Origin of the sequence: Acinetobacter lwoffii (assembly GCF_024129735.1) — a bacterium.
GTDB classification, from domain to species: domain Bacteria; phylum Pseudomonadota; class Gammaproteobacteria; order Pseudomonadales; family Moraxellaceae; genus Acinetobacter; species Acinetobacter lwoffii_H.
Map to the genome: position 1 here is coordinate 74,365 of NZ_JAMXXK010000002.1, position 24,288 is coordinate 98,652.

Sequence of the window (24,288 nt, forward strand, 5' to 3'; positions counted from 1 at the left end):
CCTACTTCAGCACATCTGCATGCTCATGAAGTCGCTGAATTGCTCTTTTAAAATCAAATTGTTTTAAATCCTGCTCAATCTGATGCCATATATCGTTATATTGTTCAAAGTGCTGGCCACATTCATGCAGGACATCTTTTGCCCCCCGGATAAAACCAATACTTAAATGCTGTTCCAGCTGAAGGACCGCCTCTGCCACGTTCAACAATGGAATGGATGGGTTCAACTCATTTCTGCTTTCAATCACAACCGTGGAGATCTGTCCTTTCTGGTCAGAAGGCTGTTCTTGTTCTGGCTGCTGCTCATGCTGATGCAGCCAGCTTAAGCCCAATTTATCACCAATTTTGTTCAATAATAAATTGAGATCGACCGGCTTTACTAAAAAGTCTTCGTTGAGAACATCGGTTTCCGGATTGATCATCCGCTCATTGGCATCTGCAGAAATAATAATAATCGGTACATTGGTCATTTTATTTTGGCGCAGCAATTTCGCCGTTTCCCAGCCGCCCAGTAAAGGCATGCTCAAATCCATCAGAATCAGATCAGGATTAAATTCTGGTACCTGGCGCAAACAGGCTAAACCTGATTCTGCCTCTTCTAAAATAAAACCCAGTGGTTTCAGGAAATTTAAAACTAGACCACGATCGGTTGCTTCATTATCAACCACCAGTATTTTACGGCGTTCTCCGGTATAACCGGTCACGGTATTAGAGGCAACATCCGCGATCGGATGGATCAGGGATTTAGAAGGTAAATACAGTTTTATTTTAAACACTGAACCCTGTTTTAACTGGCTGCTCAGGGTCAGCTCGCCACCGAGAATATCGACTAAGAGCTTCACGATTGGCAGCCCCAAACCCGTGCCAGCAAAGCTGCCCTGTACCACATTACGACCACGCTCAAAAGGCTGGAAGATCCGCTCAACATCCGACTCAGCAATCCCACAACCGGTATCCTGAATTTCAAAATAAGCGGTCTGAAAACGGTAATCGACCTTAAATTTGACTACCCCCTCCAGGGTAAATTTCAAAGCATTACCCAACAGATTAATCAGTATCTGTTCCAGACGTTTTTTATCAATACGGACATACTGTGGAATCTTGCTACTGATCTCCACATCAAAGTTCAGCTGCTTTTGGGCAAACTGTGGCTCGAATATATGCACGATCTGTTTAAGAAATTTTGGCAGGTCGATATTGGAATTTTCCAAAGAAATCTTGCCAGTTTCAATCCGTGCCAAATCCAGCAGACCATCAATTAGAGAAGTCAGATGCTGACCGCTCCGGCTAATCACGCCCAGGGCAGATTCGCCCTGTTCAGACAGTTTTTCCTGTTTCTGCAGTAGCTGGCTATAACCGAGAATACTGTTCAACGGTGTTCGTAACTCATGGCTGATGCCAATCACATAACGGCTTTTGGCTTCATTGGCTTTTTCTGCCTGAATACGGGCATCTTGCAACTGGCGATCGGTAACCTTATGCGCTTCAATCTCATCCATCAGCAGTTGAGTCTGGGTATTACTTTCCAGCTGTGCTTGACGTCGGCTTTCATCATTCAGCACTAACCACCAGGCGGCCACACAAAGTAGTAAAAACAGCACGGCATAGATTTTGACGAACAGCATTGTCAGCGCATCCTGCTGCTGTGACAAAGCGCCCAGGCTGGCAGACTCCTGTAAATAAATCAGGCTCAGGCTCACTGCCAGCACCACACCTAAGACAAAAATCAGCAGGATATACAGGCTCAAGCGGGTATTAATATGTTGTACCCAGTATTTCGGCAGGAACCAGGCCGCAAAAACTCTGAGCTGTGAAGACCAGCGTGCATGCGGCTTACACAGGTCATGACAACGTGCTTCAAGCGTGCAGCACAGAGAACAGATCTGACTGCTATAGGCTGGACAACTGGCCATGTCTGCAGTTTCATAATCATGCTCACACACCACGCACGTCTGTGTCTCGACCAGATTCAGTTCAGGCTTTTCTTGACGTGCCAAGTAGTATTTACCTTTGGTAAACCAGGCAATTAGCGGTACACATAACATCGCCGTACCGAGTGCGATAAAGCCGGCCAAGGACCGGGCAATCTCTCCAAAAACGCCCCAGTAACACAACATGGATAAGACCGATGCAATGATCAGGCTACCGACTCCAACCGGATTAATGTCATATAGATAGGCCCGTCGAAATTCAATTCCTTTTGGACTCAATCCCAGTGGTTTACAGATCACCAGATCCGCAACAATGGCACCGATCCAAGCAAGGGCCACATTACTGTATAAGCCAAGCACACGCTCCACCGCATGAATTACCCCAAGTTCCATCAACAGCAAAGCGATAAAGATATTGAATACCAGCCAGACTACGCGCCCTGGATGGCTATGCGTCAGACGCGCAAAAAAGTTCGACCAGGCCAATGACCCTGCATAGGCATTGGTAACATTAATCTTGATCTGGGCAACGCAGACAAATAAAACCGTCAGAAATAAAGCGATCCCGGGATGATTGACCACCTGTTGGTAAGCAATCCAGTACAGATAATTGGGGTTACTCAGTTCAGAATCAGCAACCAGATACTGCATTGCCAGTGCCATGAGCAGCATACCCATGAATATCTTGATAAATCCACCTAGAATCCAGGCCGGCCCACCTAAAAAGACAGCCCAATTCCATTTACGCTGAATATGTTTTTTATCGGGTAAAAACCGCAGATAATCCGCCTGTTCTCCGATCTGGGTGATCAAGGCAAAGAGCACCGTGCAGGATGCACCAAAAAAAGACAGATTAAAGGCAGCGCTCTGACTTTTTGCGCCCTCAATCAATGCAAGATTGCTGATCAAATCAGGTTGCTTCACCAACACAAAGCACCATGGTAATAAAAGCAGAAATAACCAGAGTGGTTGGGTGATGGCCTGCACCTTATTGATGAAGCCAATACCTTTGACCACCAATGGCAAAATCACCAGTGCTGAAATCAGGTAGCCAATACTCAGGGGTATCCCTAAGCCTAGCTCCAATGCCAGCGCCATGATGGCGGCTTCAAAGGCGAGAAAGATAAAGGTGAAACTGGCATAAATGACCGAGGTAATGGAGGAGCCAATATAGCCAAATCCGGCACCACGGGTCAGTAAATCAATATCGACATTATAACGGGCAGCATAATAACCAATCGGCCAGCTGGTCAGGAAAATGATAATCGCCACAACCACCAGGGCCCAGAAAGCATTACCGAAACCGTATTGCCAGAGCATGGTGGCTCCAAGTGCCTCCATTGCCAGGAAACTGACGGCCGCAAGCGCCGTATTGGTCACTGTCCATAGTGACCATTTCCGGACGGATTTAGGCGCATAGCGCAGGGCATAATCCTCAATACTTTCATCGACCACCCAGGTATTGTATTTACGCCGGGTATGAATGACGCGCTGCGGTGCCTGACTGGTATTCACTGTTGGGTCCATACAGATCAAATCAAGCTAAATATCTGCTCTTAAAAGCAATAACTATGCCCAGCCTATCAGTATCTAAAAATAATCCGACTGAATGCTATATACGTAAAGTGACGTATATGCTCATTTTTTAACTCCCCTTAGGCTTAGTTCCATACCAAGCGCAAACCAATGATTAAGCGCATCAGCATATCTAATTCTATAGGGGAACCCGACATGAGCTTGAAATCAAAAGTAAAGACATCTGGATTACTGGCAGGTTTACTTGCTGTTCCATTCCTGCTGGCGCCCGCACTGACCAATGCCAGCGTTCCTGCAACAGCAAAGGTCAATACCACCAAACTTAAAGTCGATGACAAGTTTGTGTATGTGGGTCAGTTGCACTCAGCAACCGGCACCATGGCAATTTCTGAAACCGGTTCGATTCAGGCAGAACGTCTGGCCATTGAACAGATCAATAAACAGGGCGGTGTTCTCGGTCGACAAATCAAAATTATTCAGGAAGATGGTGCTTCTGACTGGCCAACCTTTGCAGAAAAAGCACGTAAATTGTCTGAAAAAGACCGTGTTGCTGCAATTTTCGGCTGCTGGACTTCAGCCTCTCGTAAAGCCGTATTGCCAATTATTGAACGCAACAACTCTCTACTTTATTACCCAACCTTCTATGAAGGCTTAGAACAATCTAAAAACGTAATCTACACCGGTCAGGAAGCAACTCAACAGGTACTTGAAGCACTGAACTGGCTGGCAAAAGAGAAAAAAGCCAAAACCTTCTATCTGATTGGTTCTGACTACATCTGGCCGCGTACCACCATGAAAATTGCCCGTACCCACATCGAAAAAGTACTGAAAGGTAAAGTGGTTGGTGAAGAATACTATCCTCTGGGCCACACTCAATTCGGCTCTCTCATCAACAAAACCAAACTGCGTAAACCAGATGCCATCTTTGCAGCAGTCGTGGGCGGCTCAAACGTATCCTTCTACAAACAAATGAAAGCTGCGGGCGTAACAGGCGACAAACAGACACTGCTTACCCTTTCAGTGACTGAAGATGAATTGCTGGGGATTGGCGGCGAAAACATGAAGGGCTTCTACTCTTCAATGAAATATTTCCAAAGCCTAAATAACCCCAATAATGCTGCATTCGTAAAAGCCTTTAAAGCGAAATATGGCCCTAAAGCGGTGGTAGGTGACGTAACACAAGCCGCTTACCTAGGTCCATGGTTATGGAAAGCCGCAGTTGAAAAAGCCGGTAGCTTCGATGTCGCGAAAGTGACTGCAGCATCTAAAGGCCTAGAAATGAAAACTGCGCCTGAAGGCTACGTGAAAATTGACCCGAACCACCATTTATGGAGCAAATCACGTATTGGTCAAGTGCAACCAAATGGTCAGTTCAAGGTTGTTTACGAGTCTAAAGGTCTAATCAAACCAAACCCATTCCCTAAAGGTTACTGAGTTAACAGCCACATGATCAGGGGAAGCCATTCTCCTGATCTTTTTATTCCACACAATTTTTTAAAGCTTGGAGGATGATGCGATGGATCTATCATTTGCAGAATTCGGTGCAATATTTGCCATGCAAGGCTTTAATGGTCTCTCTGTGTTCTGTGTGCTGTTATTGATGGCGCTCGGCCTTGCAATTATCTTTGGGCAAATGGGCGTAATTAACATGGCACATGGTGAGTTTCTGACCATTGGTGCATATACGACATTTTTCATTTCCACACTGACTGAAAGTTTTTTCCCTCAACTCCTACCTTACTATTTCCTGATTGCAATCATTGCAGCCTTCCTCACAGCAGGCATTATCGGTTACATGGTGGAACGACTCATGATCAGCCGGCTCTATCAACGGCCACTCGATACACTTCTTGCAACATGGGGCTTGAGCCTCATCATGCAGCAGTTGTTCCGTTCTATTTTCGGACCTAAGGAAGTCAGCCCGACTTTACCTGACTGGTTAATGGGTTCTTATCAACCGACGGAAGCCATCGATATTCCTATCAATGGTCTGTTCCTGGTGGGCGTTACCCTCTGTGTCACTGCATTTGTCTACTTTCTGATTTACCGTTCACGCTGGGGTTTACAACTTCGTGCAACCAACCAGAACCGCTTTATGAGTGGTGCTGTCGGGATCAATACCAAACGTGTTGACAGCTTAACCTTTGCCTTGGGTTGTGGGCTTGCAGGTATTGCCGGTGCAGCTTTCACAACCATCGGTTCTACTGGTCCTACAGCAGGTTCGCTGTATATCGTTGATACCTTCTTAGTCGTGGTCTTCGGCGGTGCTGCAAGCTTGCTTGGCACCGTTGCCTCCGCATTCAGTATCGCGCAAGCACAATCTATTCTGGAATTCTTCCTTTCTGGTTCTGTCGCTAAAGTCCTGACACTGGCTACAGTCATTATTATCCTGATGCTGCGTCCTCAGGGTCTCTTCTCAATCAAAGTACGTAAATAGGGGATTCAGGAGAGATATTATGAAAAATCTAATGAATGCCTTTTTAGGCGGTAAAGAAGGTGCGATTGGTCTGGTGATTCTTGCTGTACTGATCCTGCTGGTCATGCCAATGTTCCTGGATATTTTCCGTCTGAATCTGATGGGTAAATATCTGACTTTTGCTTTTGTCGCAATCGGCCTGGTTCTGTGCTGGGGACACGGTGGTATCTTAAGTTTAGGTCAAGGGATTTTCTTTGGCATTGGTGGCTACTGCATGGCCATGTTCCTGAAACTTGAAGCTTCAGACATGCAATCTACAGCAGCGCAAACCACGCCAGGAATTCCAGACTTTATGGACTGGAACCAGATCACCAGCTTGCCAGGCTTTTGGGAACCTTTCCATAGCTTCGGGTTTACTTTGTTTGCCATCATCATCATTCCAATCTTGCTTGCCTTCATCATCGGTTTCGCGATGTTTACCCGTCGTGTCGGTGATGTGTACTTCTCGATCATCATGCAAGCCATTGTAGCGATCCTGACCATTCTGATTATTGGTCAACAAGGTTTCACTGGCGGCATTAACGGGATTACAGACCTGAAAACCTTACATGGCTGGGATATCCGTACCGATGAAGCCAAATATGTCCTGTACTACATCAATGCCCTGCTACTCATTGCAGTAATCATGATCAGCCGTTTTGTCCTTAGTTCTAAACTCGGTCGTCTACTTTCTGCGATGCGTGACAAAGAAGAACGTGTACGTTTCTCTGGCTATGACGTGGCCATGTACAAAGTATTCATTTTCTGTTTCGCAGCTGTGGTGTCATCTATTGGTGGTGCGATGTTTACCCTGCAAGTCGGCTTCATGTCACCAACGATTATCGGCATCGTACCTTCGATTGAAATGGTCATTCTGGCTGCAGTCGGTGGTCGTCTGTCGCTGATTGGTGCAGTGTATGGTGCAGTACTGGTGAATCTGGGTAAAACTTACTTCTCTGAAGCCTTCCCTGAAGTATGGTTGTACTTCCTCGGTGCATTGTTCATCGGTGTGGTCATGTTCTTACCTAATGGCTTAGCGGGTCTGTATGAAAAATATGTCCGTCCATTGTTCCTGAAAAAGAAACCGATCGACAGCACTTCGCCACCGCCAAGTAGTGATCCGGATAAAACGATCGATCCAATTGTGGAAGGAGGTGTGAAATGAACAAAGTTGGCGTAGAAATGAGTAAACCGGTACTGGTCATTGAAGATCTCACCGTGTCCTTCGACGGTTTCAAGGCAGTCAGTGATCTCAACTTCTATCTGGATAAAAACGAAGTCCATGTGGTGATCGGCCCCAATGGAGCCGGCAAGACCACAGTGCTGGATCTGATCTGCGGCAAGACCAAAGCGACTTCAGGCACCATTAAGTTCAATGATATTGAACTGACCAAACTGAAAGAGTTCGACATTGTCCGTAAAGGGGTTGGGCGTAAATTCCAGAACCCGAATATTTATGAAAATCTGTCGGTCTATGACAACCTGGAAATGTCCTTCCCGCGTGGCCGTAATGTCTTTGGTGCGCTGTTCTTCAGACGCACTAAAGATGTCGATGAGCGTATTCGTGAAGTTGCTGGCAAGATTTTCCTGACTGACCTGCTGGATACCTCCGCTGGTCTGCTCTCTCATGGCCAGAAGCAGTGGCTGGAAATTGGCATGTTATTGATGCAAGACCCAGAGCTGCTCATGCTGGATGAACCTGTCGCAGGGATGAGTGTCTCGGAACGTGAGCAGACGGCGCAACTGTTACGGGAAATCAGCAAAGGACGTTCTGTGCTGGTGATTGAACATGACATGGAATTCGTCAAAACCATTGCTGACAAAGTCACGGTACTGCACCAGGGCAAAATTCTGGCAGCAGGCAAAATGGACGATGTGCAAAATGATCCAAAAGTGATTGAAGTTTATCTGGGACACTAAGGAGGCCACCATGAGCGGATTATTAGAAATTAATGCTTTGTGTTCAGGATATAAACAAAGTCAGGTGATTCACGACCTGGAACTGAAGATCCAACCGAAGGAAATTGTAGCGATCATGGGCCGTAACGGCATGGGTAAAACCACCCTGTTCAAAACCCTGATTGGTGATATTAAAAATACCAAAGGTGAAATCAAGCTGGATGGCAAAAATCTGGAAAAACTGGATCCTTACCAGCGCGTAGAAAATGGTGTGGCTTATGTGCCGCAGGGCCGGATGATTTTCTCCACCATGTCCGTACTGGAAAATATCCAGACCGGTTTACCGGCTTCTGCGCACGGCAAAGTACCGGATGACCTGTATGAGCTGTTTCCTGTACTTTGGGATATGCGCAAACGTAAAGGTGGAAACTTATCGGGTGGGCAACAACAGCAATTAGCAATTGCCCGTGCCTTAGCGACTAATCCTAAAGTACTTCTGCTGGATGAACCGACGGAAGGGATTCAGCCCTCTATTATCAAGGACATTGCCAGAACTCTGAAAGAAATTCGTGACCAGCGTGACCTGACCATTGTGGTCTCTGAACAGGTGCTGAGTTTCACCATGGCGATGGCCGATCGCTTCCTGGTGATCGACAAAGGTCGCTTTGCTTATGAAAATGTCCGTGAAAATGTTGATGAGACCACCATCAGTAAATATCTGTCTGTTTAATCTGGCTGTAATTTTTCTCCACCTCCCCCGATTCGTCGGGGGATTTTTAATTTCTATTTCACTTAATTAATCGGCAGCTGATTTTAATATTTTATTTGATTATTCACATTTAAAAACTCTTTTCAGTCTCCCCCCTCCATATACGCAATTCAACGTATTTTGCTGTAACGCATTTCACGCGACACTCGAATCATAAAGTTGAATCGATAAAAGAGTTGGAGAAATTTGAATGCGTCACGGTGATATCTCAAGCAGCCCAGATACAGTAGGTGTGGCAGTTGTAAACTACAAAATTCCTCGTTTGCACACTAAAGCGGAAGTGCTTAAGAACGCAAAAAAAATTGCTGAAATGTTGAAAGGAATCAAACAGGGTATTCCGGGTATGGACCTGATTGTTTTTCCCGAATACAGCACCATGGGCATTATGTACGACCATGACGAGATGATGGCAACCGCTGCCACCATTCCAGGCGATGAAACCGCGATTTTCTCACAAGCCTGTATTGAAGCCAACGTCTGGGGCGTGTTCTCGATTACCGGTGAACAACATGAGGAACATCCAAACAAGGTGCCTTATAACACTTTGATCCTGATTAATAACAAGGGCGAAATCGTTCAGAAATACCGCAAGATTATCCCATGGTGCCCGATTGAAGGCTGGTGCCCAGGTGATACCACCTATGTGACTGAAGGACCGAAGGGCATCAAGATGTCACTGATCATCTGTGATGACGGTAACTATCCAGAAATCTGGCGTGACTGTGCCATGAAAGGCGCTGAACTGGTGGTGCGTTGCCAAGGCTATATGTACCCGGCAGCAGATCAGCAGATCAACATGGCGAAATGCATGGCATGGGCAAATAACGTTTACGTTGCTGTTGCCAACTGTACCGGTTTTGACGGCGTTTACACTTACTTCGGTCACTCAGCAGTAGTCGGCTTCGACGGCCGTACCTTGGGTGAATGTGGTACGGAAGAAAACGGCATCCAATACGCACAATTGTCACTGCATGAAATTCGTGATGCACGTAAATACGACCAGTCACAAAACCATTTATTTAAATTGCTGCACCGCGGCTATACCGGTGTCTATAACAATGGTGACGGCGATAAAGGCGTTGCGGACTGTCCATTCGACTTCTACAAAACCTGGGTTCTGGATGCTCAAAAAGCGCAAGAGAACGTGGAAAAAATTACCCGCTCTACCATCGGTGTTGCGGAATGCCCAATCGGCAATTTGCCACATGAAGGCCTAGAAAAAGAAGCATCTTAAGTTTGGTCTGAGAGGAGGTATTCGATATGACATTTGCCAGCGACCGCATCAGTGCCAATCAGGAAACCCTGGCCAAACAGCGTTATGAGATGCAGAGCAAAGAACGTATTGCACGTACCTCTCGCTTTAGCTTTGATCCTGAAAAAGTCATGCAGCATGTCCGTGGTCATATCATTGGGCAGCGTGCCGCACTGGATGAAATTGAAAACATGCTCTTAACCGTCAAGGCAGATTTTAATGCCCCTACCCGGCCACTGGCAGTCACATTGATGCTAGGACCGACGGGTGTGGGGAAAACCGAAACGGTTCGGCTGATTGCTGAGGCAATCCATGGCAAGCCCGATGCATTCTGCCGGATCGACATGAACACACTGGCACAGGAACATTATGCTGCAGCACTGACAGGTGCCCCTCCAGGCTATGTCGGCTCTAAAGAAGGCAATACCCTGTTTGATGAAGCCCATATTCAGGGCAGTTTTTCCAAGCCAGGTATTGTGCTGTTTGATGAAATTGAAAAAGCCAGTACCGAAGTCATTCGGGGTCTGCTCAACGTTCTGGAAACCGGAACCTTAAAGCTGACCGCGGGTACCAAAGTATTGGATTTCAAAAACTGCATGATCTTTATGACCAGTAACGTCGGCGCCAAAGATGCTCAGGCACGCTTAAGACAGCTGGCCAAGCTTCCAAAGCCTATTCAAAAACTGGCCCGACTGGCCAAACTGGATGACAGCCAGATTACCGAACGCGCTCTGTACAAGAAGTTTGATCCTGAATTTTTGAATCGTATTGAACGTATTCTGCAGTATGAAGCGGTTGAAGCTGATTTGGCGCCAACACTGGTCAGTCTGGAAATCGAGAAACTGAATCAGCGACTCCGTAAGCAGAGCCGTACGGTTGAACTTACACCCGCTGCCACCCAGTTTCTGTCTACCGGACACGATGTTCGCTTCGGTGCACGAGGCTTGAGTCGCCGCTTTCGGGTTTTGGTTGAGCCACAACTCGCTAGATTTTTTATTCAGCATCCAGAAGCTAGTCAGATCATCATTGATTATGACGGCAAAACGATCCAGGTTCAGTCAGTTCCTGTTGAAAGCGTGATCGAAGATCCGCTGTTCATCATGGATGACACGGGCAATAACATCAAAAACTAGCTTTATTCGACCTCAACACAGGGGATAAAACATGCAACATATTAAAATTAAACCGGGGGTTCCGCTGGCAGAACAGGCGGAAATTGGACATAACCGCTGGCATCCGGATTTGCCATTTCTGACTTCGGTAAAACCGGGTGAAGAAATCCTGATTGAAAGTCTGGATTTCCTGGATGCGCAGATTAAAGATACCGATGACATTTCTGATGTCAAAAATGTCGACCTGACCCGTGCCCACCCATTAACCGGTCCTTTCTATGTAGAAGGTGCTGAACCAGGTGACTTACTGGTAATTGACCTGCTCGACATCCAGCCAATTTCAGATGTCGGTTTCTCTGGTGTATTTGCCAAGGAAAATGGTGGTGGCTTCCTGGCTGACTATTTCCCTGAAGCTGATAAAGCCATCTGGGACTTAAAAGGTTTATTTGCAACTTCACGTCATATTCCGGGCGTTCGTATTGCCGGCCTCAAACACCCAGGCCTGATGGGAACCTTACCCTCACATGACCTGCTAAAAGAGTGGAACCGTCGTGAGGCACTACTGGTGCCTAAAGGCCAAGCCAACCCACCTGATCCGCGTACTGCCGTTTTGCGTGGCGTAACAGGTGCCGAATTCGACCGTATGGCAGCAGAAGCTGCGCGCACTGTTCCACCACGTGAACATGGCGGAAATACGGACATTAAAGACCTGGCAGCAGGTAGCCGTATCTATTTCCCTGTTTATCAAAAAGGTGCCGGTTTCTCGATGGGCGATCTGCACTTCTCTCAAGGAGACGGTGAAATCGGTTTCTGTGGCGCGATCGAAATGGACGGTGTTACCCGTGTCGGCTTCGACCTGATCAAAGGTGGTATGGAGAAATATAATATTGATTCTCCAATCTTTGTGCCAAGTAATGTCCGTCCGGCTTATGACCAGTGGCTGACCTTTGAAGGCATCAGCGTTGAAGATGGCGTTAACCATTATCTGGATGCCACTGTAGCGTATCGTCAGGCGTGTTTAAAAGCGATTAAATACCTTGAAAACTTTGGCTTTACTGGCTCACAGGCATACATGTTGCTGACTGCCGCACCAGTTGAAGGCCGTATCGGTGGCATCGTGGATATTCCAAATTGTGCATGTACCGTATCTCTGCCAACTTCAATCTTCGAGCAGAACATCCTTCCTCAGGGTGCACTGAACGATGACAAATTCTGGGGGCATAAACGCTAGTTTTACAATTTATTGTTGTTTTAGCTTCACAACGGGTAGTCATCCAACCTAAAGCCTTCGGCTACCCGTCTTTTTAATTTGAGGCCTTCATGCGACAGGAGTACAGAAATGCCGTTATATGATTTCCGCTGTGAGCATTGCGAGGGAATTTTTGAACAACGGGTTCCAATTGCCCGTATCTCAACCGATACGATTGAATGTAATTATTGCCAACAGCAGACTTTAGCTAAACCGATGATCACCGGTCATCAAAAAATCAATATGAAAAGCAAATGGCGTCCGGGTTCAGGCGCAGAAAAACTTGCAGGGCCTCTGGTAGAAGGACCCGGTACCAATAAAAATAGCGCACGCAGCTCGGTTTTACATAATTGCCGCGGCGTTAACTGTTCTTTATGCGATGTCTAATCTTTATTCATAAAAAATCCCGCTCTGGCGGGATTTTTTGATTGCTTAAAATCGGTAGTTTAAACCACCAGATCTGCCAGATTACCTTTTTGCTCTAACCAGTCTTTGCGGTCACTGGCACGTTTTTTTGCCAGCAATTTATCCAGTAAACTTGCAGTATGATGAGCATCATCTAAATCTAGTTGCACCAGACGCCGCGTGTTTGGATCAAGGGTGGTTTCACGCAACTGGCTGGCATTCATCTCACCCAGTCCCTTGAATCGGGTAATTTGCGGATTCTTGGTTTTACATTTTTTCAGAATGCTATTCAGCTCGTCTTCATCCAGAGCATAGTGCACATCTTTGTTGTCATCGATTCGGAACAATGGCGGCATCGCTACAAATAAATGCCCTTCCTCGACCAGTGTAGGAAAATGCTTTACAAACAAGGCACACAGCAAAGTCGCGATATGCAAACCATCCGAGTCGGCATCCGCCAGGATACAGACCTTGCCATAACGCAGTTCAGACAAGTCATCCGAACCCGGATCAACGCCAATGGCAATCGCAATATTGTGTACTTCCTGCGATGCTAGAACTTCGTCAGAAGAGACTTCCCAAGTATTCAGGATTTTTCCACGAATTGGCATAATCGCCTGGAAGTTCTTATCACGCGCCTGCTTGGCCGAACCACCCGCAGAATCCCCTTCCACAATAAACAGTTCTGACTGATCCAGATCATGGCCTACACAGTCCGACAGTTTCCCCGGCAAGGTTGGACCCGCGACAATTTTCTTACGTTCTACTTTTTTCGCTGCTTTGAGACGGCGACCGGCTTTGGAAATGGCCATTTCTGCCAGTTGCATGGCGATGTCAGAATTCTGGTTCAACCATAATGCAAAGGCATCTTTGGCAATATTCTGCACAATTCCAGCTGCTTCACGGCTCGATAGACGTTCTTTAGTCTGACCTGAGAATTGCGGCTCCTGAAATTTCAGCGACAGGATATAATTGACGCCGTCCCAGACATCTTCGGCAGAGAGTTTCATATTCCGCGGCAGCAAATTACGCAGTTCACAGAATTCACGCATCGCATCGGTGACGCCTGAACGCAGACCATTCACATGCGTTCCGCCTTGTGCGGTCGGAATCAGGTTGACATAAGATTCCTGGACGCTTTCACCCCCTTCGACATTCCAGCAAATTGCAAATTCTGCGCTGGCACGTTCCGCATCGCCTGTGGCAACAAACGCCGGTGCCGGAATAATTTCACGGTCTTCCAGCTCGTCCATCAAATAATCAACCAGACCATTTTCAAACTGCCAGGTAATCTTTTCATCATTGATCTGATCAACATAATTGATCTGTAAACCCGCCGCCAAAACAGCTTTGGCTTTGAGATTATGTTTTAACGCTTTTAAGGCAAATTTAGGCGAATCAAAATATTTGGCTTCAGGCCAGAATTGTACCGTAGTTCCTGATACCCGTTTCGGTGCCTTACCTGCCAGCACTTCAAGCGGTGCAACCGGTTCGCCATTTTCAAAGGCCATTTTATACAGATTGCCCTGACGCTGAACTTCAACCTCTACCCGGGTCGAAAGCGCATTGACCACTGAAATTCCGACGCCATGCAAACCACCGGAAAACTGGTAGTTATCGGTGCTGAACTTACCGCCGGCATGCAGTTTGGTCATGATAATTTCAATACCGCTCTGGCCGTATTCAGGGTGAATATCCACCGGCATCCCACGGCCATTGTCTTCGACTGATAAAGAACCATCTTTATAGACCGTGACGGTAATCTTGTTGGCATGTCCTGCCAGTGCCTCATCGACAGCATTATCAATCACTTCCTGTGCCAAATGGTTGGGACGAGAAGTATCGGTATACATGCCCGGACGACGACGGACCGGATCCAGACCAGATAAAACTTCAAGAGATTGAGCCGTATATTGAGACACGTTATTCGGTTTCCTTTTTTATGCAGTCCAATAAAAACTGTAAGACGAACGGAATTTTTTCCGCAAAATCATCCATCCCGTGACTGCCATGCGCTTCAGTCATCAGTATTGCAGGGGGATGCGCAACACTATAATAACGATGTGCTTCACGATAATCCAAAACTTCATCGCCTTGTTGCAGCAGAACCAGTATTTTGTCTGCATCTTGTGCAACAGGCAGGGCCAATTGCTGGAGTTGTACCAGATCTGCTTCATCCAGACACCATTTCGGATGAACCTGATAAGGCAGTTGCTCATCAAATAGTTCACGAAACAGTTGCCATGGTCGCATAGCCGGATTGATCAGTACAGCAGGCACAGCATGCTGTGCGACCAGATGTGTCGCATAAAATCCGCCGAGACTGCTGCCCAGTAACGCCACATCATGCATCGATTCAATCAGGCCAGAAACATACGCAATGGCAGCGTTCGGTGACATGTTTAAATCGGGTAAATGTACCTGAATTTCAGGATACTTTGCACAGTAATGTTGCAGCAATTTCCCCTTGATCGAGTTCGAATTACTCTTAAAACCATGCAAATAAATGATATTCATGAACTACCAACAAAAAACCCATCAATCATCAAAATTTAATTTAAATAATGTGAAGTACACTACGTTATAAGACCAGTTAATTGCTTAAATTGTCTGACAAAAAAGCTCAAAATCTTCTCTCATTCTCGTTATTTTAAGCTGAGACCCTCAAAATCAGGAAACTCAACAAGAAAAAGAATTTATACCGCGAAGTTCTTTAAAAAGAAAGATGGCACCACATGCGGCTCATTGAAAGGACAGGATCAGATGCCAAGTTTGACACCGTTACATGAAACCTATTGTCGATGGGACCGAACCCCGCCGAGTCAGGCCGATGTACTGGAAGGTCTGGCGCAGCTGGTGACGATGCGCTTTAACGATGTGGTTCAGGAGCTGATCAAGAGTATTCAACGCGAAATCTTAATGAGTATTTTTGGTTTAAGTGAAAATAATTCAGAAAAAATTCAGAATATTCCTTCAATCGTGCGGCTCTATCAAATGTCTTATGACATGCTGTTTCATTACGGCAATACCCTGATTGCCCCTGCTTTGCGCCAGATTATTGAACGCTTTCCTAAACTGCATAATAAACCGCTGACACCTTCCTTGCATTTCCTGGTCAGTGTCTTAAATGGCATTATCGGGGATTATCTGCTGAAATATCAGAATCCTCTGGCCTTGCCGATGGTGATCTATGACCATTATGGCTCGCTGCAAAAAGGTGAGCTAAGCGGTCGTATTACTTTGTTTGTACATGGCTTATGCATGAACCATTTAGACTGGTCAAATCGCAAATATGAGGGCATTGGGGCAAAATTACTGGCGCAGCGTGACCGCAATACCATGCTCTATCTGAATTACAATACTGGACGCCGGATTTCTGCCAATGGTCGAAGTCTGGCGAATACCTTACAGGATCTGATTGCTCGCAATCCGAGAATTACCAGTATTGACCTGATCGGGCATAGCATGGGTGGTCTGGTCTCTCGTAGTGCGCTGTTTTATGGCAAGCAGAATGTCTATAGCTGGGTCAATATGGTGGAAAATCTAGTCTGTCTGGGTTCACCGCATCATGGTGCGGTACTGGAACGTTTTGGTTTTAGCTTGCAGGACAAACTCGGACATTTTCCATTGATCCGGTTGCTTGGCCATCTGGTCAATATTCGCAGTAACGGTATTCTGGATTTACGCCATGGTAGCGTCCGAGATGATGACTGGGAGCATAATCCGCTTCGGATCGGCTTTATGGACGATCACCGTAAACCTGCCCCGATTCCATCTCATATCGATACCTATCTGGTCGCCGGCACCATCGAGTTTGAAAACCGCAAGAACAAGACCTTGCATGTGATTGGCGATTATCTGGTCAGTATTGAAAGTGCTTTGGGCGAGCATCCCAATCCGCGCTTTCAGCTCAAAGTCCCAGATGCAAACAAGGCGATTTTCTATGGCCTGAACCATTTTGAAATTCAGTATCATCCGCTGGTGGCCGAGCAGGTGGCGCGCTGGTTCTATCCAAGTGTAGAAGATGAAGCCTTTGATCAGATTCATGAATATGTGATGGATCTGGACAGTCTGGAAGGCATTGCCCTGACCTAAACTTAAGCAAAATAAAAAAGCCCTCGATTGAGGACTTTTTTTAAATGCGGAATTAATATTTATCTCTGAGTCGTTTAACCGCTACGGTTTTATATTTACGCAGCAATTGCCATAAACTGACCAGCAATAAAATACTAAAGAAGATCAAAGACCAGACAGGCAAGGACTGACCCAAGAAAGTCCAGTCAATCGCAGCACATTCCCCCGAACCATTTAAGACCTGCTGCAGTACGGACTGCATTGGCAGGGTTTCCAGCCAGTATTCCAGACCGGGACCACAGCTCGGTACCTGATCCGGTGGCAGGTTCTGTAACCAGACATGACGCGCAGCCACGCCCACAGACCACAAAATACTGAGCGAACCCAGCAAGGCATACAGCCGCTTCATGACATTGGATGCAGGATTATGCAGGCATGCGATTAGTGAGATGATCCCGAGTCCGATTAATCCGACACGCTGAAACACACAGAGCGGACAAGGCGCCAGACCTTGTACATGCTCAAGATATAAGGCAAATGCCATGCCGATGACAGCAGCCAGAAACAACATACCACTCACGAAGCGATAACCCCATTGCATGGTGAATCCTCTTATTTTTTTATCGATATTGGGCTAAATAATCAGAAAAACTGACGCTGCTATCTTGCTCGAGTTGCTGTTGCTGCTGCAATGACTTTTGTGACATTTCTTCAAAATAAGCCAGGGTTTCCGGGCTGAGCTGATGTTCTTCATAGACACTGCTGTGCTGTTGGGCCAGATGTTGGCCAAAATGCCACATACCGCCCTGCTCACGTGTATCCCCGACCACCAGAGCAGACAAGGTGGCATCGACTTCATCGACCCGGATCATCATGGTTTTTAAAGCATCAGTATATAGAGTACTGTCATAGGCCGAATTTAACAGCTTGGCCAAGGGATGCATACGCTGCAAATGCATGGCACACCAGTCTTCAATCGGATAAGACTGGCCATTTTCCATAATTGCGGCATTTGGCGCACGGCCACGGTTGACGACCTCGGCTTGATTCTGCTCAATAATATCCTGTTCATCACTAAGAAGCGCCGGACTGTCTTGCAATAAACAGTACAAGGCTACCACTTCAAGGAAACCGGCCGTATCTTCATTAATGCCAATCGGGCTGTATGGATTGACATCGACTGCGCGCAGCTCGACATAGGCAATCCCACGATTTTCCAGTGCCTGTGACGGCGTTTCACCCGCGATCGGCACCTGTTTCGGACGCACCAGACTGTAATATTCATTTTCGATTTGCAGCACATGATCATTGATCTGGATCGGCTGGCCATTGGCATCATCCAGTCCCAGACGACTAAACGGTTTATACGGCGTTTTGACGGCTTTTTGCAGCCCGTCCAGATAGTCCTGCAAATTATTGTAGTGAATACCGAGCTGTTTCTGCGCAGAGTTTTGATAACCAAAACGTCCCATACGCAGCGCAGTCGCATAAGGCGAATACAAGGTGCCTTTCACCAATGGCAGCAAGAAATGATCACGGCCAGTCATAAAGCACTGGCAAACCGCCGGACTGGCCCCCACCAGGAACATCACCAGTGGAGTCAGACGAATAAAGTTGCGGATCAGGCCCATATAACGATGACTGCGATAATCCTGCAAGCTCAATGCTTGCAGCGCCTCGTCCTGTTCCTGCTGTTGTAAGGCCTCGAACAGATGATCCGGGAAAGACAGGTTGTAATGCACGCCTGAAATCGTCTGCATACGGCGACCATAACGCACGCCTAAACCATGACGATACAAGGTTTTAAACAGGCCGATATTCGAGCTGCCATACTGTGCCAGCGGAATGCTGTCATCGCGGCTGTCCAGCATACACGGCATCGACAAAGGCCAGAGCTTTTCATCATTTTCCAGATGACGATGGACAATCGCATGAATATCGCTGAGATAGTCCAGCGCTTTTTTAATACTGTCCTGTGGCGGAGTAATAAACTCCATCAATGCTTCAGAATAGTCCGTGGTGATATGTGGATGAGTCAAGGCTGAACCCAAGGCACGAGGATGCGCTGCCTGTGACAGGAAACCATCACTTTGCATACGTAAGCTTTCACGCTCGATACCACGCAACATGCCTTTGATGAGTGACGACTCGACCCAGGTCGGTAACACATTTTGGGAAGTCGATTCAGGTTGACTCATTACAATCTCGCTTAAGGGGGCTAAATTATTAAATTAAAATCATCGGTTTAATCAGTATAACGTGATTTCGTGCCGGCATATGACAGGCTGCCTAGTTTTCAGGCAAACCATTGATTTTTAATTTGGCAAATTTTTAACACAAACTTCCTCTATAAGACATGGAAAATTTGTGATTTTATTAACAAATAGATGCTAATGAATTGTAAATATTATGAATTATCAAGATATTTTAGACTTCTGGTTTCATGCGGACAGCCAGCCATTATGGTTTAGCCAAAGTCATGAATTCGACCAAAGTATTGCACAGCAGTTCATGAGCACCCATCAGCAGGCAGCCCGGGCTGAACTTTGGGGCTGGCGTAAAACAGCAGAAGGTCGGCTGGCCGAAATTATTGTGCTAGATCAATTTTCACGAAATTTATTCCGTGATTCTCCCCAAGCTTTTGCCCAAGACAGTTTGGCACTGGCCTTGGCTCAGGAAGCCATCAGCCTGAACCTGGATCAACAGCTCAGTCCAGAACAACGTGCCTTTCTGTATATGCCATTTATGCACAGCGAATCCAAACTAATTCATGAATTCGCCTTAAAACTGTTTCAGCGTCTGGGCAATCCGACCAATCTGGAATTTGAGAAAAAGCATAAAGTTATTATTGACCGCTTTGGACGTTATCCGCACCGAAACCAGATTCTGGGTCGTGAATCGACCAATGAAGAACTTACTTTCCTGACCCAGCCCGATAGCAGTTTTTAAGATTTTTTAAGACCGGCTGTCTGAACTGGATCATTGCATCAGGAGATCGAACATGAAAAACATGCTACTGGGATTGAGTATGATTGCTGCCATCAGCCTGACTGGCTGTGCAACCACACCCTCAAAGCCCTTAACATTTGATCAGTTAGGTCGCTACAGTACCACTCCCCTCAATAGCAACACTTACCGTATCAGCTTTCAGGCCCGTCCCAATATGAGCTTTGGCACAGCTGAAGAAATTACCCTGCTCAAAGCCGCACAGACTACCGTACAAAATGGTTTTCAATTCTTCAGGGTACTGAATGATCCAAGTAACCGCACCCAGCAACCTCCACGGCAAGCCATCGTCTATCCGGCGCCAAGCTTTTATCCTTACGGGTATTACCGCCGATATCCGGGATTCTGGCCAGACCCATTCTATGACCGTCCTTATACCGTGACTCTGGATCCTGCCCAGGTGGCTTATACCATTGAATGCTTCAAGGCCAATCAGGCGCCTCAAGATGCCTTTGATGCCCGCTTGATTTTACAGTCACTTGGGGCTAAATATGGTTTAAGTCCATCCGGTGCAGTGCTGCAACCGCAACCGGCCAATCCCTCCTGACAGGATGATCTATGCAGACAGAGCGTATCTCCCCGAGCTTACAACGCAGTAAACGTTTCGCGACCATCGCCCTGGTGGTCGCCGTACTGATCTGGTTGGCATTGATGGTTGCAGCCAAACTGCTACCCGAATATGTCTGGCTCATTCATATTCTGATGCTCTCGGCAGAAGCGGGTGTGGTCGGTGGTCTGGCGGATTGGTATGCGATTACCGTACTGTTTCGTAACCCTTTTGGCAGATTGCCTATTCCCAAGTTTTTACGTGACCATACCGAAATCATTCCACGTAACAAGGCCCGTATTGCAGAGTCGATGGGCCGTTTTGTGCAGGAAAATTTTCTTTCTCCGCAAATTGTACAGCGCAGTCTGGACAGTACCGACCTGAGTCTGGCTGCAGGACGCTGGCTGGCCAATCCACAAAACAATGCCCAAGTGACTCAGGTCATTCAACAGACGGTGCCTAAAATCTTTGAATTTGTGGGACAGGAACAGATTGCCGGATTTATCCAGAGCAACAGCGTGCAATGGGTCAAAAATACCCAGATCAATACCCTGGCCAGCGAAATGCTGCATGCCGTTCTGGACAATGATTTCCATCAGGATGTACTACAGCGCGGACTGGATGTGGTACATGCCTGGATGACCTCACATCCTGAACAAACCCGCGAGCTGACCCGCAACCTGTTTAAGGAAATGGGTGTGTGGAAACTGGCCAAAGGCGCCAGCTGGATCGGGATTGACGTGCAGCAACGCAGTATTGATTCCGTGATCGGGCGGGTTGAAGCCATGCTGGCCGATCCAGATCATCCATGGCGACTTAAAATTGAGAGCATGGGACATAGCTGGATGTTACAGCTGGCGGATAATGACAGTGAAGCCAGCCAGCGTCTGAATGAAACCAAAGATGCCTTACTGGATAGCCCACAAGTGCTGAATTTTATCAGCGGTGCGGTGGTGATTTTATGTGATGCGATCAAGGCTGACTTGCAAAAACCGGATTCGGGGATTGCGGAAAATCTTAGAATTGCCATCCAGCAGGTCGGAGAAAATATTATCTCGAATGCCTCGGTACGTGAGCTGCTGAATAAACGTCTCAGCGGAATCGCGGTTGACCTGAGTGACCAGTATAGTGAAAAAGTGATTCGTTTTATCAGCGAGCGCATTCACGAATGGGATTCAAGCGAGATGATCGACAAGATTGAAAATGAAGTCGGCGGCGACCTGCATATGATCCGGGTCAATGGAGTCGTGGTCGGTGCCTGTATCGGTCTGGTACTTGGGATTATCCGGGCGGCGGTAGAGCATTTAATTTAAAGATGACGCTATTCGTCCCATACATCCCGACTTTTAAAATATCCAAGAATTGACTCCAGCCAGATCAAATTTAAGATTTAAAAAATGATCATTTGGGTGGCTGAGGTCCGGACATATCTACCAATAGCCCAGTGAATTTGCGTACGAATGGCAATAAGGTCACCACAATCGGAAAGGCAATCGCCCATGAAATCATCCAGTTATGAAACCAGAGTGCCATAAATCCATCAATCCAGCCAAGATTGCGCAGCATATTGATCATGGAAATGATGCCACTCATCAGGCAGGACAGGATAAAAGGCACAATAATCAATGCCCATTTTGCAGGAAGTTTAGGAATATGACCGATAATGGTCGGACGTTGTGATGCAGCCACGACATGCTCTTTTTACTGTTTTCAGATGACTAATATAAGCCAAATTCTGTACGGTGGAGCATTGTTTTTTTTCATCTGAATCATTGAGCTTAAACTGGTTTTATTTTCATGCGATTAATCCGGTTATTTCCCCTTTCTCTAGCCCAAAATTTCTGGTGAAGTGATCTTCTACTTTTTATTCCCTAGAAATGCTTTTACCTAAACAGCCTGAAATTTGCTATATTTGCTGTTTTTCTGCGATCTCTATTTTCGACTGATTATGAATACGGCAATACAAGCAGCTCTCGATCATGCAGTGCACACTTTACAGGCACAAGGCGTACTCCCATCTGACTGGAACAATACAAGTAATTTGACGCGTACCAAAGACCGAAGCCATGGTGACTTTGCGTCGAATATTGCCATGATCGCGTCGAAAGCTGCGGGTATGAAGCCACGTGATTTAGCGGAAAAAATTCTTGCTGCCCTGCCTGAAGTGGCGGATATCAGCAAGGCAGAAATTGCCGGTCCTGGTTTTATTAACTTCTTCCTGAATGCCGACCAGCGCTTTGCAGTCCTCGATCAGATTCAGGCACAACAGGCGACTTATGGTCGTACCCAGGTCAATGCGGATAAACGCATTCAGGTTGAATTCGTGTCTGCCAACCCGACCTCTAGCCTGCACGTAGGTCATGGTCGTGGCGCCGCTTATGGTATGACGGTTGCGAACTTGCTTGAAGCGACTGGTGCCAAAGTCGACCGCGAATACTATGTCAATGATGCTGGCCGTCAAATGGACATTCTGGCGACTTCGACTTATCTGCGCTACTTAGAGTTAACGGGTCAGGAACTGGTATTCCCAAAAAATGCCTACCAAGGCGACTACGTAAAAGAAATCGCACAAAGCATTATTGACCAGGATGGCGATGCTTATGTCCGTCCTGTGGCGGACGTGTATAAAGACGTGCCTGAAGATGTACAGTTTGCAGCTGAGTTAGATGCAGATGGTAATAAAGTCGTATTGTCTGGCGATAAAGAAAAACACATCGATGGTTTGATCTTTAACTCACAAGCGTTAATTGGCACAGGCTACCGCGTATTCTTGCAAGCCGCGCTTAAAGCGATTCTGGATGATATTAAAGATGACCTGGGCGAGTTTGGTGTAACCTTCAATCAATGGTTCAGCGAAGAATCATTGACAGACAAAATTGAAGAAGCCTTACAGACCTTAGATCAGCGTGGTTTCCTGTATGAACTGGATGGCAACATCTGGTTTAAATCCACTGCATTCGGCGATGAAAAAGACCGTGTGGTGAAACGCCGTAATGGCCAGACCACTTACTTCGCGTCTGACATCGCTTACCACCTGAACAAGTTACAGCGTGGCTATACCGATATTATTGATATCTGGGGTTCAGATCACCACGGTTATATCGCACGTGTAAAAGCGGCCATTGATGCGCTAGGCTATGACTCGAAGAAATTAACGGTTCTTCTGGTTCAGTTCGTAAGTCTTTGGCGTGGCGGCGAGATGGTACAAATGTCATCCCGTTCAGGCCAGTTTGTGACCTTGCGTGATTTGCGTAAAGAAGTCGGCAATGATGCCGCTCGTTTTTACTACGTGATGCGCAAGTCTGAACAGCACATTGATTTTGACCTGGATCTTGCTGTGTCACAAAGCAAGGACAACGCCGTGTATTACATCCAGTATGCACACGCCCGTATCTGTCGTATGTTAGAAAAAGCAGCGTCTACCAATGTTAACTTTGATGCTACAGCGGCACGTAATTTAGCGGCTAAGCTGGAGCTTGATGCTGAAACTGAAATCCTGGCCAAGCTGGCGGCCTATCCAGAAATTCTGGTCCGTGCTGCAAACAGCTATGAGCCGCATCAAATTGGTAACTACCTGAAAGAGCTGGCAGCATTATTCCACGGCTGGTACAACGACAATAAAGTACTCGGTGATGATGCTGAATTGACCCAAGCACGCTTATTGTTATCAGTGAACGTGCGTCAGGTACTGCGTAACGGTTTAGAACTTTTAGGTGTGTCAGCTCCTGAGAGCATGTAAGCAAAACACTGTTTTGCATGCTCGCAAGGCGAGAGCTAGGCTCGAAGCAGAAATGTAAAGCTCTGCTTTTACATTGATGCAAGAAGGTAAATAGTCAAAACACTGTTTTGCATGCTCGCAAGACGAGAGCTATGCTCGAAGTGAGCATGCAAACAACTTGGCATGTTTAGAGTTTAGCTTGAGAACATGCCACGTATTGCCATTTATCTGCTGAGCAGACATTTTGTAACTTTAGCTATGTGCTTGAAGATACAGATAAATTAAAATTCTGTGTGATTTGTGATCTAGAGGATGACTTTTGTATCCTGATCACAT

The 24,288-nt window shown here is 46.6% G+C and carries 20 protein-coding genes; 14 read left to right on the plus strand and 6 right to left on the minus strand.

Features of this window, described 5'->3' with window-relative positions; translation table 11 throughout:
- Position 1: 1 nt before the first annotated feature.
- The gene (locus NI469_RS01395) at positions 2-3,457 is read right to left on the minus strand and encodes a hybrid sensor histidine kinase/response regulator (RefSeq protein ID WP_044108821.1); all 3,456 of its coding nucleotides are present in this window, start codon (positions 3,455-3,457) and stop codon (positions 2-4) included.
- A gap of 204 nt (positions 3,458-3,661) precedes the next feature.
- Between NI469_RS01395 and urtA the strand changes: the two genes are divergently transcribed.
- The 9 genes from urtA to NI469_RS01440 all read left to right on the plus strand — a co-directional run bounded on the left by urtA (position 3,662) and on the right by NI469_RS01440 (position 12,589).
- Positions 3,662-4,900 (plus strand): urea ABC transporter substrate-binding protein, encoded by a 1,239-nt coding sequence (gene urtA, locus NI469_RS01400; RefSeq protein WP_004813834.1) that lies wholly within the window; start codon positions 3,662-3,664, stop codon positions 4,898-4,900.
- A gap of 82 nt (positions 4,901-4,982) precedes the next feature.
- Positions 4,983-5,903 carry an urea ABC transporter permease subunit UrtB gene (gene urtB / locus NI469_RS01405; RefSeq protein ID WP_000365952.1) on the plus strand — a complete coding sequence of 307 codons (921 nt, stop codon included), beginning with the start codon at positions 4,983-4,985 and terminating at the stop codon, positions 5,901-5,903.
- A gap of 19 nt (positions 5,904-5,922) precedes the next feature.
- The gene (gene urtC / locus NI469_RS01410) at positions 5,923-7,086 is read left to right on the plus strand and encodes an urea ABC transporter permease subunit UrtC (RefSeq protein WP_004813838.1); all 1,164 of its coding nucleotides are present in this window, start codon (positions 5,923-5,925) and stop codon (positions 7,084-7,086) included.
- The gene (urtD, locus tag NI469_RS01415) at positions 7,083-7,841 is read left to right on the plus strand and encodes an urea ABC transporter ATP-binding protein UrtD (protein ID WP_044108808.1); all 759 of its coding nucleotides are present in this window, start codon (positions 7,083-7,085) and stop codon (positions 7,839-7,841) included. The genes urtC and urtD overlap by 4 nt, the downstream gene beginning before the upstream one ends.
- Positions 7,842-7,851: 10 nt before the next feature.
- Positions 7,852-8,550, plus strand: coding sequence for an urea ABC transporter ATP-binding subunit UrtE (gene urtE, locus NI469_RS01420; protein WP_004756673.1), 699 nt, complete (start codon positions 7,852-7,854; stop codon positions 8,548-8,550).
- Between the two features lie 229 nt (positions 8,551-8,779).
- The gene (locus NI469_RS01425) at positions 8,780-9,823 is read left to right on the plus strand and encodes an aliphatic amidase (protein ID WP_004777704.1); all 1,044 of its coding nucleotides are present in this window, start codon (positions 8,780-8,782) and stop codon (positions 9,821-9,823) included.
- A 26-nt stretch (positions 9,824-9,849) separates the two neighbouring features.
- A complete protein-coding gene (locus NI469_RS01430; RefSeq protein ID WP_044108807.1) occupies positions 9,850-10,974 on the plus strand; it encodes an AAA family ATPase in 1,125 nt (374 codons plus the stop codon).
- 31 nt (positions 10,975-11,005) lie between these two features.
- Complete coding sequence (gene fmdA / locus NI469_RS01435; protein ID WP_001163819.1) at positions 11,006-12,184, plus strand: formamidase; 1,179 nt, start codon at positions 11,006-11,008, stop codon at positions 12,182-12,184.
- A 108-nt stretch (positions 12,185-12,292) separates the two neighbouring features.
- The gene (locus NI469_RS01440; RefSeq protein WP_044108806.1) at positions 12,293-12,589 is read left to right on the plus strand and encodes an FmdB family zinc ribbon protein; all 297 of its coding nucleotides are present in this window, start codon (positions 12,293-12,295) and stop codon (positions 12,587-12,589) included.
- 59 nt (positions 12,590-12,648) lie between these two features.
- On the opposite strand, the gene parE is transcribed toward NI469_RS01440, so the two are convergent.
- Together parE and NI469_RS01450 are read right to left on the minus strand one after the other, a co-directional pair.
- Entirely contained in the window at positions 12,649-14,529 is a 1,881-nt protein-coding gene (gene parE, locus NI469_RS01445; protein ID WP_253174262.1) for a DNA topoisomerase IV subunit B, read from the minus strand.
- Between the two features lies 1 nt (position 14,530).
- Complete coding sequence (locus tag NI469_RS01450; protein ID WP_253174263.1) at positions 14,531-15,124, minus strand: YqiA/YcfP family alpha/beta fold hydrolase; 594 nt, start codon at positions 15,122-15,124, stop codon at positions 14,531-14,533.
- A 246-nt stretch (positions 15,125-15,370) separates the two neighbouring features.
- Here NI469_RS01450 and NI469_RS01455 point away from each other — a divergent pair, with 246 nt between their 5' ends.
- Positions 15,371-16,702, plus strand: coding sequence for a PGAP1-like alpha/beta domain-containing protein (locus NI469_RS01455; RefSeq protein ID WP_004729104.1), 1,332 nt, complete (start codon positions 15,371-15,373; stop codon positions 16,700-16,702).
- Between the two features lie 52 nt (positions 16,703-16,754).
- Here the strand turns inward: NI469_RS01455 and NI469_RS01460 are convergent, their stop codons facing one another.
- The gene (locus NI469_RS01460) at positions 16,755-17,282 is read right to left on the minus strand and encodes a disulfide bond formation protein B (protein WP_004729102.1); all 528 of its coding nucleotides are present in this window, start codon (positions 17,280-17,282) and stop codon (positions 16,755-16,757) included.
- Positions 17,283-17,301: 19 nt separating this feature from the next.
- Positions 17,302-18,879 (minus strand): glutamate--cysteine ligase, encoded by a 1,578-nt coding sequence (gene gshA, locus NI469_RS01465; protein WP_005245643.1) that lies wholly within the window; start codon positions 18,877-18,879, stop codon positions 17,302-17,304.
- A gap of 211 nt (positions 18,880-19,090) precedes the next feature.
- Between gshA and NI469_RS01470 the strand changes: the two genes are divergently transcribed.
- Genes NI469_RS01470 through NI469_RS01480 form a run of 3 tightly spaced genes read left to right on the plus strand, consistent with a single transcriptional unit; the run spans position 19,091 to position 21,547 of the window.
- Positions 19,091-19,630 carry a DUF924 family protein gene (locus NI469_RS01470; RefSeq protein WP_219307976.1) on the plus strand — a complete coding sequence of 180 codons (540 nt, stop codon included), beginning with the start codon at positions 19,091-19,093 and terminating at the stop codon, positions 19,628-19,630.
- 52 nt (positions 19,631-19,682) lie between these two features.
- A complete protein-coding gene (locus NI469_RS01475) occupies positions 19,683-20,234 on the plus strand; it encodes a CC0125/CC1285 family lipoprotein (protein WP_004647203.1) in 552 nt (183 codons plus the stop codon).
- 11 nt (positions 20,235-20,245) lie between these two features.
- The gene (locus tag NI469_RS01480) at positions 20,246-21,547 is read left to right on the plus strand and encodes a DUF445 domain-containing protein (RefSeq protein WP_168730599.1); all 1,302 of its coding nucleotides are present in this window, start codon (positions 20,246-20,248) and stop codon (positions 21,545-21,547) included.
- An 88-nt stretch (positions 21,548-21,635) separates the two neighbouring features.
- Here NI469_RS01480 and NI469_RS01485 read toward each other — a convergent pair whose 3' ends face one another.
- Entirely contained in the window at positions 21,636-21,923 is a 288-nt protein-coding gene (locus NI469_RS01485; protein WP_004647201.1) for a DUF2798 domain-containing protein, read from the minus strand.
- A 259-nt stretch (positions 21,924-22,182) separates the two neighbouring features.
- On the opposite strand from NI469_RS01485, the gene argS reads away from it, so the two are divergent.
- Positions 22,183-23,973: an arginine--tRNA ligase gene (argS, locus tag NI469_RS01490; RefSeq protein WP_004281266.1), complete on the plus strand. Its 1,791-nt coding sequence runs from the start codon at positions 22,183-22,185 to the stop codon at positions 23,971-23,973.
- The last annotated feature ends 315 nt before the right edge of the window (positions 23,974-24,288 follow it).